The organism is Gluconobacter sp. P1D12_c (assembly GCF_018812105.1).
Classification (GTDB): Bacteria; Pseudomonadota; Alphaproteobacteria; order Acetobacterales; family Acetobacteraceae; genus Gluconobacter; species Gluconobacter oxydans_A.
This window is the reverse complement of the sequence record NZ_JACSIQ010000004.1, coordinates 41,107-59,249: the sequence shown is the minus strand read 5'-3', so window position 1 is coordinate 59,249 and position 18,143 is coordinate 41,107. Positions and strand designations below refer to the sequence as shown.

Sequence of the window (18,143 nt, the reverse complement as noted above, 5' to 3'; positions counted from 1 at the left end):
GAAAGGCCCCATGATGACCGATCTTATTGATGTACGGATTACACGCCTTCCTCATTCCGAGGGGCTGCCTCTGCCAGCTTACGCCACCTCTGGTGCTGCTGGTTTCGACTTTGTTGCTGCGATTGCAGAACCGATTGTCATCGCACCGGGTGGTCGTGCACTTGTTCCCACAGGGTTATGCATTGCCCTGCCCTCTGCCTACGAACTTCAAATCCGCCCTCGGTCTGGCCTGGCCCTGAAGCACGGCATTACACTCCCGAATTCTCCTGGCACGATTGATGAAGATTATCGCGGGGAAATTGGCATTATTGTCATGAATGCCGGGAGTGAGCCCTTCACGGTAGAGCGTGGCACCCGCATTGCTCAGGGGGTTTTGGCACCGGTTTCCCATTTGAAGTGGCAGGAAGTTTCTTCTCTCGATGAAACGGATCGCGGTGCACGCGGTTTTGGCAGCACAGGCCACTGAGACATTTCGGGATATGCAGAAAACACTTGAGCCTCCGGAAGAACCTTCCTTACTCTCGGTCATCATGAAACCGGGAGGACAACAGTCATCATGACGGGCAGCCCGCTGGCCATGCCCATTCGCGTCATGCATCGCTGGCGACAGCGTATGAGTGGCGTAGAGTTATCCATTCTGTTTGCCATGACGGGTCTGTGTCTTTTCCTGCTGAAGAGCGCGGTCTGGGTGCCAGGCACCTTGCCCTTGCCACTCAAGCCGGCATTCCCGATCTGGCAGGAAGTCGTCTGGACTGTTTTCCACGCGGTTCTGGCTCTGACGACAGTTGTTGTTGTGTCGCTCGTGTTGGCAGGTACGGCGCGACAGTTTCCACGGTTTCGCAGTATTCTGGTGCCTGCACTCTCTGTTGCACGCGCTGTTCCGGGGCTTGGCCTGACGGGGCTTTTACTTCTATTGTTTCCTCCCCTTGTCGTGATTGTAGCGGCAACGGCCTTCAATATGATCTGGCGTGTTCTGACGGCTCTTCTTGACGCCCAGGACACGCTTCCAGCCGAGCTTGAAGAAGTCGCCACAGGCCTGCGTATGACGGGCTGGCAGCACTTCTGGCGGTTGCAGGTTCCGGTTGCCATTCCACTGGTGACGTTCCGTGCTGTGCAGGCCATTCCGGGGTTATGGTTTCGCCTGCTGTGTGTGGAGGGTCTTATGACCCTACTGATGCGGCGTGACGTCGGAGGGTGCGGGGCGCAGGCGCTGGTCGCGCTTGAAACCCATCATCTGAGCTGGTTTCTGGAAGCTGGAGTCTGCGCGGTTCTTCTGATCGTGATCATGGACCAGTGTCTGATCAGGCCTATGACCGGATGGGCGCAGCGGTACAGGCTGGATGGTCCTCAGCCACAGAAAAAACGTACGCACTCCTGGATGCTTCAGTTCTGGAGAGAAACAGGTCTTTTGAACGGTGTTAGCGTGAGTTTGCACACGCTCATTAGCGGGATCGGTAACTGCCGGATCGGTCGGACGATGCGCTACGTTCAACCCTCCTCCCCGAAATCCCTGCCGGTGCCTGGCTGGCTTGTTCCTGCGGCCTCCCTGCTCTTTCTGGGTGTCGCCGTTGCGCAGAGCCATCTGGCGGCGCGTCTGCCCTATGATGTGCTTGAGAGTGTTCTGACGCTTCTGCATGTTTGCGGGGCTCTTATCCTCTGCATCATGCTCTGGTTACCGCTGGCTCTGTTTTTCTTTGATGCTGGGGCTGGTATTTTTCGGGTCAGTAGGATGATTATTCTGGCAGGGTCGCTTTTCCCGGCCGTTCTTCTTTATCCTGCCTTCCGTGGGCTGGATGTCGTTCCCACCGCTGTTCTTCTGTTCCTCGGTGCCCATTGGCTCACGGGTGGGACGGTACTTGACGCCATTCAGGCTATTCCGGCGCCATTCAGGCAGGTTGCGCGAGGACTGCGGCTTAAAGGCGTTCTGCTGTGGAAGCGCCTGATCTTACCAGCCATTGCACCTGATCTGTGTGGTGGCCTGCTTTTGGCCGCTGTTCCGATCTGGGATGCCGTGATGGTGGCTGAGGCGTTTGTGCCTTCTGATAGCGGACTGGGTGCGACGCTGCTGGCCGATATGCTTCAGGGGCAAATCGGCGCACAGATCGTTATTCTTATGCTTCTTACGCTTCTTTCCATGCTGCTTGATCGTCTTGTTCTTCAGCCCCTCGCGGTTTACGCCGCACAGAAATATGCAATCCGATGATCTATTCCCTGCTTAGCCTTCAGGACTGCCGACAGATTTACCAGAAGGACAGCAATGCTGATCTTGTGGTGCTTGATCAGGTCAGTTTCGATGTGCGTCCTGGTGAAATCCTTGGGCTTCTTGGCCGGTCTGGTTCCGGAAAGTCTTCCCTCCTGCGGATTATGTCCGGACAAACGCCTCCTGTAGAGGGAAAGGTCTATTGGGAAGGCAAGCCGGTAGCTGGCCCACTGGAAAAGGTGGCGACAGTTTTTCAGTCGGGCGCGATGTTTCCATGGCTGACCCTTCGACAGAATGTGTTGCTGGGGCTGGAAGCGCAGCGTCTGTCACGGTCTGAGCGGGAGGTGCGTGCCAGTGCCGCAATTGAGGTCATGGGGCTTGAGGGATACGAAAACGCCTATCCCAAGGAGTTGTCTGAAGCTCTCAGCCAACGTGCCTCGTTTGCACGGGCACTGGCGCTTCAACCTTCTCTTCTTATGCTGGATGAGCCCTTTTCTGCCCTCGATGTTCTGAGTGCGGAAAATCTAAGAACGGACCTGATTGAACTCTGGGCCGAGAAACGCCTCTCGTCGCTCAATGCGATGATACTCGCGACGCATGGCATTGAAGAAGCCGTGCTGATGTGTGACCGGATCCTGATTTTCTCGTCCAGCCCAGGGCGGGTGACGCACGAAATTTCCGTTCCATTCCCTCATCCGCGGAATCGAGAAGGCGCTGATTTTCGGAGCTTCGTGGATCAGATCTACACCCTTATGACGCGACGCGCGCCGATCGTTTCGGAAGTCGATACTACGGTTGGTGTGTCAGCTGCCGCGTTGCCGCCTCTGTCCATTGTATTGCCAGACCTTCAGATTGAAGTGCTGGTTGGCCTTATGGAAGTTCTGAGCGGAGAGCCGCTTTCAGGACGTGCTGATCTTCCGGAACTTGGTCAGCGTTTGCAGATGACGCTCGATGATCTTCTGCCACTGGGAGAGTCCCTGCAACTGCTTGATCTTGCAGAACTGGAAGACGGAGACATTCTTCTCACGGATGATGGGCGATCATTCGTCGAGGGAGACGCCGATGCCCGCAGGGATATTATGCGCACGGCGCTCCTGCATTATCTGCCGCTCCTTCGCGTTATTCGAAGCACGTTGGATGAGCGGCCGAACCACGTGGTGGATGCCAATCGCTTTCGCAAAGCTCTCGAAGAGAACATGTCTCCCGATTATGCCCAGCAGACACTGACAACAGCTATCGGCTGGGCACGGTATGCTGAACTGTTCGACTATGATGAAGAGTCAGACCGCTTCCATCTGGAAACGGAAGAATAGGATCTGCTTCTGCCCTTCAGCAGAAGCAGAAAACCCTTTAGGCCGGTGTCTTGAGACGGTCCCGGTATAGCTTGCGCGCCTTGGCAACCTTGGGCGCGACAACAGCCGCACAATAGGCTGTTTCCGGATTGCGGGCGAAATAGTCGAGGTGCTTTTCTTCGGCGCGCCAGAAATGCGCCGGACCTTCAATAGACGTGACAATCGGTGCGGGCCAGATTTGCTCTGCAGTGATCTCGGCCTTTACCTCCTGTGCAACACGCTGTTGGTCCGCGTCTCCGAAAATAACAGAACGATACTGCGTCCCGACGTCATTGCCCTGCCGATTGAGCTGCGTGGGGTCATGGGTCGTGAAAAAGACCCGCAGGACATCGGCCAGAGAAATTTCCGCTGGATCAAACACGACCTTCACGACTTCTGCGTGTCCGGTATTCCCGGTACAAACAGCTTCGTAGGACGGATTATCGACATGACCGCCTGCGTATCCCGGGTCTGCCGAGATGATGCCGCGCAGGCCGGTATAGACGGCTTCCACGCACCAGAAACAGCCTGCACCAAGAAGAATGGAAGAGTGTGCACTCATAAACTGAGTCTCCTGAGACGATAGCCTCCCCATATGGGGAGGCCTCTTCCTTATTTCACCACTGGTAACCAGATTGCGCTTGCAGCATTGCCACCGCGATGAATGGTCTGGGTTGCAGAGTGATAGTCCGATGCCTTCGCGTCGAAGATATTCTGAACGAAGCTTTGCGGATTGCGGTCATAAAGCGGGAACCAGCTGGACTGGATCTGGATTTGAATCCGATGGCCCTTCTGGAAAACATGGTTCACCGCCGGCAGCGTGAACTTGTATTCCTGAATCTGTCCTGCGGGTATGGCCGATGGGTGCGCGAAGTCATTGCGATAGCGCCCACGGAAGATGTCCATCGAAACTGGAAGCTCATACCCGCCCATTTCCGGACGATCCGGCGTAACGCCAGGCTGTACGTCGATAATTTTTACAACCCAGTCGGCGTCCGTGCCGGTCGTGGAAGCAAAAATATCGGCGGTCGGGACGCCTGACACGCGGACGGGCGCGTCCAGAACGGGAGTTTCGTAAGTCAGAACGTCCGGGCGGCTCTCGGCAAAGCGCTGGTCCGTAACAAGCCATGCTTTCCAGCGTGAATCCCCTGCGTTGTAGGGGCGCGGCATGAAAGGAACAGGATGGGCGGGATCAGAGATATAAGCATCCGTTCCCGGCAGCGTCCGCTTGAATGACAGGCCGTGGTCAGGCTGAAGATACAGACGCTCCCCACGCATCATGCAGGTCGTGTCACACTCTGCGAGCCAGTTGCGGAAATGATCCCAGTGGTTTTCGCCCGTGTTGTAGATAATCGCTTCATCAAGATGCGGGTCCGCGCCATCCTTCAGATAATGATCGAAGAATGGCCGCATGACGTTGGAGCGGTACCAAAGCGCCGTGTCACCTTCAAAGTGCAGTGGACCCAGCGTCGATCCGTCATAATTAACGCCACTATGGCGCCATGGTCCCATGACGAGAACATTCGGGACCTGTGTGTGGTGAGCCTTGAGGTTCATCCAGGAATGGATCGCCCCCCACATGTCTTCCTGATCCCACAGGCCCTGTTCCCAGATTGTCGGGACCTTTAGAGGCTTACGGACAAGGATCCGGTCAAGCGCCTGTTCCTGCCAAAATGCATCGTAGGATGGGTGTGCTTTCAGGCGGTTCCACCACGGATACTGGTTCAGCCCTGCTTTGGTCGCAAATGCCCCTGTTGAGCCAGCCTGCAGGAAATTGGTGTAATCGTCAGCATCTGCACGAGGAATTGTCGGCCCCTCGCCGGCTTCGCTCATCTGCATGGTGAAATAGTCAAGACCAGGCTGACGGAACGCGCCGTAGTGGAACCAGTCGTCACCCATCCAGCCATCTACCATCGGGCTTTCCGGAGCGGCTACTTTGAGGGCTGGATGCGGGTCCAGCAATGCCATCACAACGGTCCAACCTTCATACGAAGAGCCAGTCATGCCAACGCGGCCGTTGCTTTCTGGAAGGTTTTTCACAAGCCAGTCGATCGTGTCCCACGCATCGGTGGTATCGTCTGTCTTGGTTGGATTGAGGGGGCCGATCGGCGGGCGGGTCATGATGTAGTCGCCCTGAGACCCGTACTTTCCACGAATATCCTGGAAAACGCGGATATATCCTTCCTCGACGAAGACCCCATCGCCCTGAGGGCAAATTTCACGCATGGTTGGCGCGTTGGGAATTCGGTTCAGGCGCTCACTGGCATGATAGGGTGTGCGCGTGAGCAGGATTGGTGCGTTTTTTGCTCCCTTGGGAATGACAATCACGGTATGGAGCTTCACTCCGTCCCGCATGGGAATCATGATGTCACGCTTGATGTAGTCCTGCTGATCAGTTGGCAGGGCGGCATGAGCTGGAATGTCGTTTCCGGTCTGGATCATGTCTGGCGTTACGGCGGGTCCAGCAGATGCCGGGGCAGCCAGTGCGGCAGGGATACAGGCAATGGAAAGAGCCGTTCCAAGGCTGAGAAGATAACGTTTCACAAAAGGCTCCTGATCTTTGGATGGATTTTGGCCTTGTGTGTTCCCATCTAGCAAGAGCGGGAGAGAATGCTTTTCATATCTTTCCTGCGCTGGTCTTTTTTTGTTTGATTCGTTATGGAGCATGGCTCCTTCTGATATGAAAGTTCTATTCTGATGCCTGCCTATCGTTCCCGTACCACGACCCATGGCCGCAACATGGCTGGCGCGCGTGCGCTCTGGCGCGCAACGGGGATGAAGGACGGTGACTTCGGAAAGCCTATTATCGCGATCGCCAACTCTTTTACCCAGTTTGTTCCTGGGCATGTGCATCTGAAAGACATGGGCTCTCTCGTGGCTTCCGCCATTGAGGAAGCCGGTGGCGTCGCTAAAGAATTCAACACGATCGCTGTGGATGACGGCATCGCCATGGGACACGGCGGAATGCTGTATTCCCTGCCCTCACGAGAGCTGATTGCTGACTCCGTTGAGTATATGGTGAACGCGCACTGTGCGGATGCCATTGTCTGCATCAGCAACTGCGACAAGATCACGCCGGGTATGCTGATGGCCTCCCTGCGACTGAACATTCCTGTTGTGTTCGTGTCTGGTGGCCCCATGGAAGCGGGCAAGCTCAATGGCCCAGGTATTGAGCGCAAGCTGGACCTTGTAGATTCGATGGTTGCTGCGGCGAACCCGAACGTGACGGACAGTGAATCCGAACAGATCGAGCGCTCAGCTTGCCCGACCTGTGGCTCATGCTCTGGTATGTTTACGGCCAATTCCATGAATTGCCTTGTGGAAGCGCTAGGTCTTGCGCTGCCTGGTAACGGGTCTCTGCTGGCAACCCACGCTGACCGTCGCGATCTCTTCCTGAGGGCCGGTCGTTTGTCAGTTGAGCTCGCACGTCGCTGGTATGAGCAGGACGATGCTTCCGTGCTGCCGCGCAGCATCGCAACCCGGAGTGCGTTTGAAAATGCCATGGCGCTGGATATTGCCATGGGTGGATCAACGAACACCGTACTGCATTTGCTGGCTGCCGCCCGTGAAGGTGAAGTGGATTTCCACATGGCAGACATTGATCGTCTGTCCCGCAAGGTACCGCATCTTTGCAAAGTTGCGCCTGCCAAAGCAGACGTTCACATGGAAGACGTGCATCGTGCGGGTGGTGTTCCAGCCATCTTGGGCGAACTCGATCGTGCAGGCCTGTTGCAAACATCTCTTCCAACCGTTCATGCTTCCACATTGGCCGATGCCCTTCAGAAGTGGGACATCATGAACGGCGGCGATGAAGCGGTTAAAATGTTCAAGGCCGCTCCTGGTGGAGTGCGCACCGTGCATGCCTTCTCACAGTCCAGCCAGTACCATGAACTGGATACGGATCGTGAAAATGGCGTCCTGCGAAGCCGTGCTCATGCCTTCTCGCAGGATGGTGGGCTGGCCGTTCTGTACGGCAACCTCGCGGAAGACGGCGCGATTGTGAAAACGGCCAGCGTGGCCAAAGACATTCTGACCTTCACGGGTACGGCTCGCGTGTTTGAAAGTCAGGATGATGCTGTTGCCGCTGTTCTTGGAAACAAGATCGTTGCTGGCGATGTCGTTGTTATTCGCTACGAGGGGCCGCGCGGTGGTCCAGGGATGCAGGAAATGCTGTATCCGACCAGCTATCTGAAATCCAAAGGGCTGGCTGAAGTCTGCGCTCTGGTGACGGATGGCCGTTTCTCGGGTGGTAGCTCAGGCCTCTCCATTGGGCATGTCTCGCCGGAGGCTGCTGAAGGCGGTGTGATCGGCTTGGTAGAAGATGGTGATCGCATCGTGATCGACATTCCAAACCGGACGATGCGTCTTGATATTTCAGATGCGGAAATCTCGAGCCGCCGTGAAGCCATGAATGGCCGTGGCGAAAATGCCTGGAAGCCGAACCGTACGCGTGTCGTATCCCGCGCTCTGCAGGCATATGCGGCGATGACAACAAGCGCTGCCAACGGTGCTGTCCGTGATCTGTCTCAGATTATTGTGAAGACACGCGGCTGATCACGCGCTCTACGGCCTCTCTCAACTCGGGAGAGGCCAGCATTTTGGGCCCGTCATGCCCTGTGTTGGGCACGATATCGATGTCCCAGTTAAAAGGGACGTCAAGCCTGTAGGCTTCTTCTCTGGCTTGGGCATAGGCCCACTGCCCTCTCTCCAGGCGGTTGCGGCCTTGTCCCATGGCTTGGGCAATGCGGCCTGCCTCGAGAGTAGTCTCCACATCGTCCGAGCCAAGCAGGATGGTGAGATGTTCAGCCAAATAACGTTTAATGGATTGCTGCTGAGTATTCTCCGGCCAGCCATTGAACCCATAAGGGACTGGACTGTCGGTTTCTGGCTCCACGTATGTTGCCGGGTTCATGAGAATGATTTCGACCTCATTAGCCGGAGCATATGCTGCCACGCGGTCCAAAAACTGCGCGCCAGCTGAGTGACCAATCAGAATAATAGGAAGATCAGGCTGCTGGGTTTCCTCCCAGGCCCATTGTTCCATGGGTTTGATCAATGTCGCTGCTGGGATTTCGTTTTGCCGTACGGGAAAGCCGCCGCGCTGATATTGCCAGGTTGGAAACTGCTTGAGGGGAAACGACGGTGAAAAGATCACCCCGCAGACAGCGCGTGCAAGTGGAATGCTTTGATCGCGGTATGCCTCGTTATCACGGTCTTTTGCCGCCAATACGAACAGGATAGCCCGTAAACGACAACCGGAAGGTCGGAACGCGTCAATATCCAGCGACCGACCATACAGAATGGCTTTCTGGGAGCTGGGTCCGACAGGAAGTTCTGTGGCCCTGGCAATTGATGTTTGGGAAAGCATCATTGCCAGGGCAATCAGGAAAAGCTTGGGAGGCTTAGCCAAGCCGCGCAAGTGCAGCTTTGAGGCGTTCGAGATCATGCTCGAAGGTTTCAAGGCGCTGACGGTTTTCTTCAACCACTTCCGGCTTTGCACGTGCAACAAAATCAGCGTTGTCCAGTTTGCGACGGACCTTGATGATCTCACTGTCGTTCTTGCTGATCTCTTTTGCAAGACGTCCCCGTTCTGCATCGAGATCGATCAGGCCCTCCAGCGGGATAAAGATCGTCGCTTCATCAAGAACGATTTGAGCGGCGTTTTTGGGAATTTCGCCTTGGAAAACATCAACGTCCGAGACGCGTGCCATGCGGCCAATAGCTTCTGCCCATGTTTTTGCACGAGTAAGGTTTTCAGGCGAAACATCGCGGAAAATCAGCGGTGCTTTCTGTGCTGGGGGGATATTCATCTCAGAGCGAAGCGTACGAAGTTCGCTGATCAGACGTACGACCCAATCCAGTTCTGCACGGGCTTCTTCAGCGTTCTGTACCGGCATTTTTTCCGGCCAGCGAATTGCTGTGAAGTCACCGGAATAGCCCAGTTCTTTCCAAAGTGTAGCTGTTACAAATGGTGTCACAGGCTGCATGAGGCGCAGAATCAGTCCTAAAACATGGGCACTGACCGCGCGAAGTTCGATGGTTTCGTCATTTTCTGCCGCGAAAACGGGTTTGGAAAACTCTACGAACCAGTCGCAGAAACAACTCCACACGAAACGATAGCAGCAGTTAGCGTACTCATCGAACCGATAGTTCGAGAGTGCCTGCTGTGCATCCGCAATGGAGGTGTTTGCTTCAGAGAGGATCCAGCGCCCCAGACTGCTTTGGACGCTCGCTGGATCGAAGCCCTCTACGGGCCGTGCGCCATTCATTTCAAGGAAACGGGACGCGTTCCAGAGTTTTGTGACGAATGCACGATGCTCTTCAACGCGCTTGCGACCGAGCTTGATGTCGCGTCCTGGGCCTGTGCCTGCACAGATTGCCAGACGGGTTGCATCAGCACCAAACTCTGCAATCAGATCCAGAGGGTCCAGTCCATTACCTTTGGACTTGGACATTTTTTGCCCTTTTTCGTCCCTGACAAGGCCGTGGATCAGGACCGTTCGGAAAGGCACGTCGTCCATGAAATGCAGGCCCATCATCATCATCCGGGCGACCCAGAAGAAGATAATATCGAAGCCCGTGACGAGGACGCTCGTCGGGTAATAGTGAGTAAGCTCGGGCGTTTTGTCCGGCCAGCCGAGAGTTGTGAAGGGCCAAAGGCCAGAGCTGAACCACGTGTCGAGAACATCTTCGTCCTGCGTTAGTGGAACGCCATCGCCGGCCTGGGCCTGGGCCTCAGCTTCTGTATTAGCGACATAAACACTGCCGTCAGGGCCATACCAAGCCGGAATACGATGCCCCCACCAGAGCTGGCGGCTGATGCACCATGGCTGAATGTCTCGCATCCAAGCAAAGAACGTATTCTGCCACTGTCTTGGCTCAAAAACGATTTTACCACTTTCCACGGCCTCTACTGCTGGGCCTGAAAGCTTTTTTGCATCGCAGTACCACTGCAGGGTCAGGCGCGGTTCGACAACCGCGCCACCGCGCTCGGCATAAGGGACCTGAAGCTTATGTGGTTCAATTTTTTCAAGCCACTCGAGACGTTCGAGTTCAGCGACAATGCGTTTGCGTCCTTCTTCCCGACTTAGGCCAGCAAGCGATTCCACAAACGCTACTGACGACAGGCCGTCGATCTCAGCCAGTTCGGCACGGATTTCGTCGAGCCAGATATGGGCTGTTTCATCCAGCATCGTGGGCGCAGACAGATTGTGTCTTTTGCCCACTTCAAAGTCATTGAAGTCGTGAGCAGGCGTAATTTTTACGGCGCCGGTTCCCTTTTCAGGGTCGGAATAGAGATCTGCCACAACAGGAATACGGCGACCCGTTAGCGGGAGCGTGACAAACTTGCCCACCATGTCGGCGTAGCGTTCATCTTCAGGATGAACGGCAACGGCAACGTCTGCCAGCATCGTTTCAGGGCGCGTGGTTGCAACCGTTATCGTACGTCCGTCCTCGAGCGGATAACGGATGTACCACATGGATCCTTTGGTTTCACGGTTCTCAACTTCAAGGTCGGAAATCGCGGAACGGAAGTTTGGATCCCAGTTTACCAGTCGGCGATCACGATAAATGATCCCTTCCTGGTGTAACTGTACAAAGACCTTGCGGACGGCGCGTGAAAGCCCCTCGTCCATGGTGAAGCGCTCGCGGTCCCAGTCTGCCGAAGCACCAAGTTTGCGAAGCTGCTGGACGATCTCCCCGCCGGACTGCTCTTTCCACTCCCACACCCGCTCAAGAAAGCCTTCGCGACCTAAAGCGGTTCTGCTGACGCCTTCTTTATCGAGCGAGCGTTCGACAACCATTTGCGTGGCGATACCCGCGTGGTCAGTTCCTGGCTGCCACAGGACATTGTAGCCCTCCTGACGCTTCCAGCGGATCAGAATGTCCTGCAACGTAAATGTCAGGGCATGGCCTAGATGCAGTGTGCCCGTGACATTTGGTGGCGGAAACATGATCGAAAATGGCGTTCCCGGTGCACTCGGGTCGGCACGGAAAGCCCCGTTGTTCTCCCAGCTTTCGTAGAGAGACGTTTCATGATCAGCGGGAACAAAACTTTTTTCGAGCATGATAATCCAGAAAGTTCAGCGGCAAATGTTGGTAAAAGACGGTAGTCAGTTATTCGGGCGCAGGCGCGCAATCTCGGCGCGCACCAGAATTTCTACAAGCGAAGGCAGGTGAGCATCCAGCCATGTCCGTACCATGGAGCGCACTTCGGTGCGAACCATGTCTTCAATCGTCATGCCGCTGCTTCCGCTCACGACGGTATCGGACGGGATTGATTTTCCGTTACTGCTGAATGCGGTTTGCAGGTCATTGAGTGAATGCTCTGCAGCAGCAATGGTTTGTGCGCCCATGAGATCATCCTGCGGCGCTGAGTTGCCGGGCTCTGTTTTTGCAGGCGACACCATCATGGATGGTTCAAGGGTCAGTTCGTCATTTTCGATAGCTGACGTCACGAGTGTGCTCTCCATTGTTTTGCTCAAAGTCTTGTCGTCATTCAGGATCCGACGGATCGAGCTTAAGACGGTGTCGATTGTATTGTCAGCGGAACCACGCTGCGGCTCCGGAGATGGAGAGGTCATGACGTATGGGGCATCTTGAGCATTACAGGAAAAGCATTAGCGTCCAGGCTGATTGATCGCGTAGTCGCTGGTGCCCCACAGTCTGTTTTTGACCGCATTGTAGTAGGCTTTTTCATCGTAGAGCGGGACACCCAGCTTAAGGTCAGATGCCGTCAGTCTTCCGATCGACGCTGCGACCGCATACGAGGAGATGACCAGGTTGGACAGATGCTGAACCAGTGTCTGCTGGGCCTGCAGGAGTGTTTGTTGCTGCTGGAGAACGGCCAGTGTCGTGCTGGTTCCGACCAGAGCCTGGCGTTCCACACCATCTAACGCAATTACGTTGGCGGAAATGGCCACGCGGTCGCTGGCGATGGATTGTTTGAAAGCAACCATCTGTTGCCAGCTGGCTGCAGCTTTCTGAAGGGCGGTACGGCGTTGTACGTCCACTTCACGATGGGCGGCCTGTGCCTGCTGGCGCGCACCGCGAATGGCAGAATATTCTGAGCCGCCCTGATAAATTGGAATCTGGAAGGCCAGCATTCCATATTTATTATCTGTCAGAGAGCGGCTGTAACCCTGGTTTATGGAGTGTTGGTAAGCAAGCTCAGCGGAGACCTTGGGCATGATCGCAGAGATCTGTACAGACACATTGTCTTTCTGCTGTGCTTCAGTGAAGAGAGCATTCACAACGTCCGGATTGTTCTGGACTGCAAGAGCAACGACTTCGCGCTCACTTTGAACGGGCAGCTTGAGTGGTTGGGGCGCTTCAATGTTTGGAGGCGCGGCAATCCCCACGACCTGCATATAGGTTGCCTGTGCTCCCTGAAGAGTTCCTTCCGCCTGCTGCCGCTGCGCTGTTGCGCTTGCAAGAGCTGCTTGCGCCTGGGCGACGTCAGTTCTGGTAATTTCGCCGACGTGGAAGCGTTCCTGCGTAGCCTGAACCTGCTGCTGGAGAACGCGCTCGTTATTGATGGCGAGCTGCAAAAGCTGCTCGTCCTGAACGACGCCTACATAGGCATTGACGACATTTGTGAAGACTGTCTGTTCTGTCGAGATCAGTTTGGCGCGTTCAGCCATCACCTGATTTGTCGCTGCGTGAATGCCTGCGACAGTTTTACCGCCTTCATACAAAGGCTGGGTAATATTCACACCGCCGCTGTATCCAGGGGTCTGATAGCGCTGGTTCGTCCCCAGATTACCGCTGCCGGCTGCATAGTTGGTCTGACCGTCGTAGTAGGTCAGGTTCATTGTTGTCTGGATGGTTGGGTGCCAGCCCGCCATTGCGGTCGGAACCTGCTCATCTGTTGCACGCAGGCGGGCACGCTCCTCGCGAAGTGTGGGGTTTGTCAGATAGGCAGTGGAAAGAGCTTCCTGCAAAGTATGTGGGACGAAGGTTGGGGACCCGCTCCCGTCATACTTCTGAGCCAGGGCTGTTCCGCTCAGGAGAAAGCTCAGAAGACCCAGTCCCAAGGGACCAGATAGAGCCTTTGTGCCGTTGCATCCTGAAGTCATGAGATATCCTGCCATCTGAACACTGTATCGCAGCGTTTCGTGAATCAGCCCTTAATAGCCTGATCCCTCTCAGAAGAAAAATCCTCATCGAGGCTGAAATATCTCTCTTGACCAAAATGTCCTGAAAGACGATATAGCCCCTGTCTCCTCCGAGGTCCGGTGGCAGAATGGTGATGTAGCGGACTGCAAATCCGCGAATGTGGGTTCGATTCCCGCCCGGACCTCCAGAGAGACTTTTCCCCGCAGAAAATAGCCGTTTTTTCCTGACGTTCTAAAGGTCAGGGAATTCGATTTACAGTTTCAAATAAAGCATTGGCTTTTTTGATCGGCTGGCCCTGTATATCGCGTCACGTCAGCCAGCCGTCTTGCTCAGTCTGTTAGGAGTGAGCCTCTGCATAGGCTGCGGCCGCCCCAAAGAGACCAGGCTGGGGATGCGTGATGATTTTGACAGGCATTTCACTCATCATGGTCTCAAAGCGCCCTTTTGCGACGAAACGTTCGGCGAAGCCGGATTCACCGAGAATATTCGCCAAGCGCAGTCCGAGGCCGCCGGCAATCACAACGGCATGGGCGCCGTGTGCCAGTGCCAGATCACCAGAAACGGCACCAAGGCTCAGACAGAAGCGCTCCAGAGCTGCGGCTGCGATCGTGTCAGAACCTTCCATGGCGTTCTGCCAGAGCGTTCTGTTATCGCGTAGCGTAATGGGTAGACCCTGCTGTTCAGCAATGACTTCGTAAAGGTTGGTCAGGCCGGGGCCAGACACGATGCGTTCTGCTGAAACGCGCCGGAAACGCTGACGGAGCGCCTTGAGGATGTTGTCTTCAACTTCGTCGAGTGGTGGGTAGTCGAGGTGGCCGCCCTCGGTCTCCATGACAAAGTATTTTTCTCCACGACGGAGGAGGCAGGCTGCCCCCAGGCCAGTTCCCGGCCCGACAATCGTGATGGTTCCCTGCGATGGCAGATCCACATCAGGGCCGCACAGATGTCTCATGTATGATGAATCAACCTGGGCGACCGCATGAGCCACGGCACCGAAATCGTTGACCAGAACAAAGTTGTCGAGATGCAGACGGCTGGCAAGCTGCGTCGGATGAATGACCCAGGGATTATTGGTCATCTTCAGGATTTCACCTGTAACCGGACAAGCCACGGCAATCCCGGCTTCCCTTGGTAAAGGGCGGTCCAGTGTCCTGCCAAAAGCTTCCCAGGCCAGAGCCAGGCTTGCGTGTTCCGCGCATTTCAGGGTGACGGCTTCACCCAGTTCAGCGACGGTTCCGTTTTCGATGCTTGCGATTGCAAAACGGGCATGGGTGCCGCCGATATCGACCGCAACGATTTCCCTCATGACAACTATCCTCTGGCCTGTCTGGCATCTGTTGAATGTGGAAGCAGTCGCCTACCGGCAGCATGCCGTCAAGTTAGTGAGAGGCGGCTTTTCTTAATTTGCAGCACGTTGTCGCACTTCGGCGGAACGCAGCAGGCGATGAACGATTGGCCGCGGGACCAGCATCTCCAGAAGTCGGGCCAGAGCGAAGGGCCATGGAAACAGAAGATGAGCCCGTCCCTGCCCGATGGCGCGTGCGATGAGGCGCGCTGCTTTGGTGGAAGACACCAATAGCGGCCGAGCCCCTTCCAGGCGCTGGCTCATGGGCGTATCGACATATCCCGGAGAGACAAGCGTCACATGAACATTGTGCGGTGTCATGGCGGCATGAAGCGCTGTGCTGAAACGGGCAAGACCAGCTTTTGAGCCGCTATAGGCCGTCGCGACGGGAAGATCATGGAATGCAGCAACAGAACCGATGAGAGCGATATTCCCGCCACCCCGTGGAGCCATGCGCCGTGCCATTTCGGTGGCCAGGGTCACGGGCGTCGTGAAGTTGACAAGTGAAATGGTTTTTACCTGCTCCGGGAGTTCCGTGAGTTCATTTTCCGGGCGGATGTCTCCCAGCCCTGCACCGAGAACGAGAATATCAATCGGGCTGACGTCGTCGGCTTCTCGTAAGGCAACAAGGGCCGCGTCTGTGTCACACAGATCAAGAGCGAGAGTTTCTGTCGTGGCGCCGTGGCGTTGGGCCTGTGCTGCGACCTTATCCAGACGCAACTGGTTACGGCCCCACAAAATAAGATGTGTTCCGGCCCGCGCGTAATGAAGTGCGAGTGCTTCACCGATGCCGCTGGAGGCTCCAGTGATCAGAATTCGTGACTGAAGGCCGCGTTTGGAAAGCGGAAAGGTTGCCATGGGAGAAATATCCAGGTTGAAAGTCATGGTCGGATTGGTAATGGGAGGGTATAGCCTTCCGGTGCGAAAAAATGCGACCCTGTGCTGTTAAGGCATATTACTCCATTAGCTCTGAAAAATTTTTCAACCAGAGGTGCAAGGCCCGACCCTATGACATCGCCCGCTCCGCAAGATGATCTAGTAGTCCGTCCGGTTACGACGCGGGCACATTTGAAGCTCTTTATTACCCTGCCTCGCCGTATTTACGCTGGAATGCCCGGGTTCGTTCCACCGCTGGATATGGAGCAGAATGACCTTCTGAACCCCAAGAAGGCTGCCATTTTCCGCCATGCCAGCATTCGTTACTTTCTGGCGTGGCGTGGTGAGACGCCTGTCGGGCGTATTGCTGCGATTGTTGATCATCGTGCGATTGAATTCTGGGGTGAGAAAACAGGGTCTTTTGGCGCACTGGATGCTGTGCCAGAGGGGTCCGTTGTTGCAGCCCTCCTGAGCGCTGCCCGTCACTGGCTTCGCCTCCAGGGGATGGATCGCGTGCGTGGTCCGGTTACGCTGAGCGGGAATGGTGAATCCGGGCTCATGATCGAGGGGCAGGATCAGCCACTCATGATTGCGATGCCCTGGCACCCCAAACTTCTGGGGCAGTTGGTCGAAGGCGCTGGCTACGAACGAAGCGAAGACCTTCTGAGCTATCGTTTTGATCTGACTGAAGAAAACAGGGCCAATTTTCGCGTTCCGGGGGATCTGAGAATTGGGGAAGGTCGTCTCGGATCTATCTCCGTGACGCGTCTTTCCAAGAAGCAGATCGCAGCGCAAGGTGAAGTCCTGCGGACGCTCTACAACGATGCCTGGAGTGGGAAGTACAATTTCGTGCCTTTGCAGGACTACGAAATGAAGGCGATGATCAATCAGCTCAAGCCGCTGCTGAGACCCGAGCACTATGTTCAGATTGATCAGGACGGTGAGCCGGTGGCCATGGCTCTGGTTGTTCCCAATCTCTACGATATTGCAGGCGATCTCGGTGGCGATCCTACGCCGCTCGGTTGGATCAAGCTTGCTGCCCGTCTGGGACTGCATCGCTTCCATTCTGCGCGTGTGATTCTGTTGGGCGTCACGCGCAAGCTTCAGGGCACGATGCTGGGCTCTCTCCTGCCCTCTCTGGCAATTTCGGAGCTTCTGCGTCGCGGGCGCTCGCTACCCTACTCCTGGGTAGAACTTGGGTGGATTCAGGAATCTGATACGAGGATGAAGAATTTGGCGGAAGCTGTGGTTCCGCATCCTTACAAGCGTTATCGCCTGTACGAACGCTCAATCCAGGATTGAGATCTGAAAGGGGTGCCAGCTTTAGAAGTGCTGCCACCCTTTTCTTTGTATTTCCATAACCTGTCCCTCTGCATTTAGAACGTGAACTCCGGCTCCTGAGCGGATGGCCCCGATACGAGTGACGGGCACGTTTCTTTGAGAGCACGCCTGAACCAACATGCTCTCGTTTTCAGGGGCACAGGTTAAGAGAAGCTCGTAATCATCGCCGCCTGTGAGACGTTGTTCGAGCCATTCTGACCCGAGTGCGTTGGCAGCCGAAGACGTCGGAACTGTGTCTGCCAGAATATCTATGGCCACCCCCGACTCTGCCGCGATATGACCGCAGTCCTGTATCAGGCCATCGGAAATATCCATCGCCGCATGCACAAGCCCATTCAGGTTCAAACCCGTTCGTGGGCGGGGCAAACGGTATCGCTCTGACAGGAAACCTGTTGGATCAGAAATTTTCCCTTGAAGGGCTAACAGGCCAAGCGCGGCATCGCCGATTGTTCCGGTAACCCACAGGCTGTCACCGTCTTTGGCTCCGCTCCGGCGAAGAGCAGTACCTTTTTTCAGTCGTCCAAAAACTGTTGCTGACAGAACAAGTGGACCCGCCGTCGAGGTTGTGTCTCCCCCAAGCAGCGTTACGCCATAGAGCTTCTGATCCTCCGCCAGGCCCGCAGCAAACGCACTGAACCATACATCATCGTAGCGAGATGCGTGTGGGATGGTGACGTTCAGGGTGTAGGCATAAGGCTCTGCGCCCATGGCAGCGAGATCTGAAAGATTGCAGCGAAGAAGCTTGCGCCCCACTGTTTCAGGGGGATCTTCCGTCAGAAAATGGACGTTCTCGACCATCGTGTCGGTAGAAATGGCCATCTCCTGCCCCGAGGGGCAAGAGATCAGCGCGCAGTCGTCTCGAAGGTCGAGACTTTCCGGGCCCGCGAGCGGCCGGAAATGTCGGGCGATGAAACTGAATTCGCCCGACATG

The 18,143-nt window shown here is 55.7% G+C and carries 14 protein-coding genes and 1 tRNA gene; 6 read left to right on the top strand and 9 right to left on the bottom strand.

Annotated features, from left to right (window positions below; all coding sequences use genetic code 11):
* The first annotated feature begins 10 nt into the window (after positions 1 to 10).
* The 3 genes from dut (at position 11) to KP705_RS05690 (ending at position 3,513) form a co-directional block, all read left to right on the top strand.
* A complete protein-coding gene (gene dut / locus KP705_RS05700; protein WP_064273230.1) occupies positions 11 to 466 on the top strand; it encodes a dUTP diphosphatase in 456 nt (151 codons plus the stop codon).
* 90 nt (positions 467 to 556) lie between these two features.
* Positions 557 to 2,203 (top strand): ABC transporter permease subunit, encoded by a 1,647-nt coding sequence (locus KP705_RS05695; protein WP_215764165.1) that lies wholly within the window; start codon positions 557 to 559, stop codon positions 2,201 to 2,203.
* Positions 2,200 to 3,513 (top strand): AAA-associated domain-containing protein, encoded by a 1,314-nt coding sequence (locus KP705_RS05690; RefSeq protein WP_046901513.1) that lies wholly within the window; start codon positions 2,200 to 2,202, stop codon positions 3,511 to 3,513. Before KP705_RS05695 ends, KP705_RS05690 begins: the two co-directional genes overlap by 4 nt.
* A 37-nt stretch (positions 3,514 to 3,550) precedes the next feature.
* Here KP705_RS05690 and msrA read toward each other — a convergent pair whose 3' ends face one another.
* Together msrA and KP705_RS05680 are read right to left on the bottom strand one after the other, a co-directional pair.
* Positions 3,551 to 4,093 (bottom strand): peptide-methionine (S)-S-oxide reductase MsrA, encoded by a 543-nt coding sequence (gene msrA / locus KP705_RS05685; RefSeq protein WP_046901514.1) that lies wholly within the window; start codon positions 4,091 to 4,093, stop codon positions 3,551 to 3,553.
* 50 nt (positions 4,094 to 4,143) lie between these two features.
* Positions 4,144 to 6,075, bottom strand: coding sequence for a CocE/NonD family hydrolase (locus tag KP705_RS05680; protein ID WP_215764164.1), 1,932 nt, complete (start codon positions 6,073 to 6,075; stop codon positions 4,144 to 4,146).
* 153 nt (positions 6,076 to 6,228) lie between these two features.
* Between KP705_RS05680 and ilvD the strand changes: the two genes are divergently transcribed.
* Complete coding sequence (ilvD, locus tag KP705_RS05675; protein WP_215764163.1) at positions 6,229 to 8,085, top strand: dihydroxy-acid dehydratase; 1,857 nt, start codon at positions 6,229 to 6,231, stop codon at positions 8,083 to 8,085.
* Here ilvD and KP705_RS05670 read toward each other — a convergent pair.
* The 4 genes from KP705_RS05670 to KP705_RS05655 are packed head-to-tail and all read right to left on the bottom strand — an operon-like array spanning position 8,063 to position 13,610.
* On the bottom strand, positions 8,063 to 8,977 hold the full coding sequence (locus KP705_RS05670; RefSeq protein WP_252348256.1) for a hypothetical protein: 915 nt from the start codon (positions 8,975 to 8,977) through the stop codon (positions 8,063 to 8,065). The genes ilvD and KP705_RS05670 overlap by 23 nt on opposite strands.
* A complete protein-coding gene (locus tag KP705_RS05665; RefSeq protein ID WP_215764162.1) occupies positions 8,934 to 11,600 on the bottom strand; it encodes a valine--tRNA ligase in 2,667 nt (888 codons plus the stop codon). Before KP705_RS05665 ends, KP705_RS05670 begins: the two co-directional genes overlap by 44 nt.
* Before the next feature lie 45 nt (positions 11,601 to 11,645).
* Positions 11,646 to 12,116 (bottom strand): DUF2497 domain-containing protein, encoded by a 471-nt coding sequence (locus KP705_RS05660; protein WP_215764161.1) that lies wholly within the window; start codon positions 12,114 to 12,116, stop codon positions 11,646 to 11,648.
* Positions 12,117 to 12,152: 36 nt separating this feature from the next.
* Complete coding sequence (locus KP705_RS05655) at positions 12,153 to 13,610, bottom strand: TolC family outer membrane protein (protein WP_046902063.1); 1,458 nt, start codon at positions 13,608 to 13,610, stop codon at positions 12,153 to 12,155.
* Between the two features lie 153 nt (positions 13,611 to 13,763).
* Between KP705_RS05655 and KP705_RS05650 the strand changes: the two genes are divergently transcribed.
* Positions 13,764 to 13,837 (top strand) — tRNA-Cys (locus tag KP705_RS05650).
* 150 nt (positions 13,838 to 13,987) lie between these two features.
* On the opposite strand, the gene glk is transcribed toward KP705_RS05650, so the two are convergent.
* Together glk and KP705_RS05640 are read right to left on the bottom strand one after the other, a co-directional pair.
* Complete coding sequence (glk, locus tag KP705_RS05645; protein WP_046901518.1) at positions 13,988 to 14,956, bottom strand: glucokinase; 969 nt, start codon at positions 14,954 to 14,956, stop codon at positions 13,988 to 13,990.
* A 93-nt stretch (positions 14,957 to 15,049) separates the two neighbouring features.
* Positions 15,050 to 15,853, bottom strand: a complete 804-nt coding sequence (locus KP705_RS05640) for an SDR family oxidoreductase (RefSeq protein ID WP_064273466.1) — start codon at positions 15,851 to 15,853, stop codon at positions 15,050 to 15,052.
* A gap of 150 nt (positions 15,854 to 16,003) precedes the next feature.
* Here KP705_RS05640 and KP705_RS05635 point away from each other — a divergent pair, with 150 nt between their 5' ends.
* A complete protein-coding gene (locus tag KP705_RS05635; RefSeq protein WP_215764160.1) occupies positions 16,004 to 17,173 on the top strand; it encodes a hypothetical protein in 1,170 nt (389 codons plus the stop codon).
* 21 nt (positions 17,174 to 17,194) lie between these two features.
* Here the strand turns inward: KP705_RS05635 and thiL are convergent, their stop codons facing one another.
* Positions 17,195 to 18,142: a thiamine-phosphate kinase gene (gene thiL, locus KP705_RS05630; RefSeq protein WP_215764159.1), complete on the bottom strand. Its 948-nt coding sequence runs from the start codon at positions 18,140 to 18,142 to the stop codon at positions 17,195 to 17,197.
* Position 18,143: the final 1 nt, after the last annotated feature.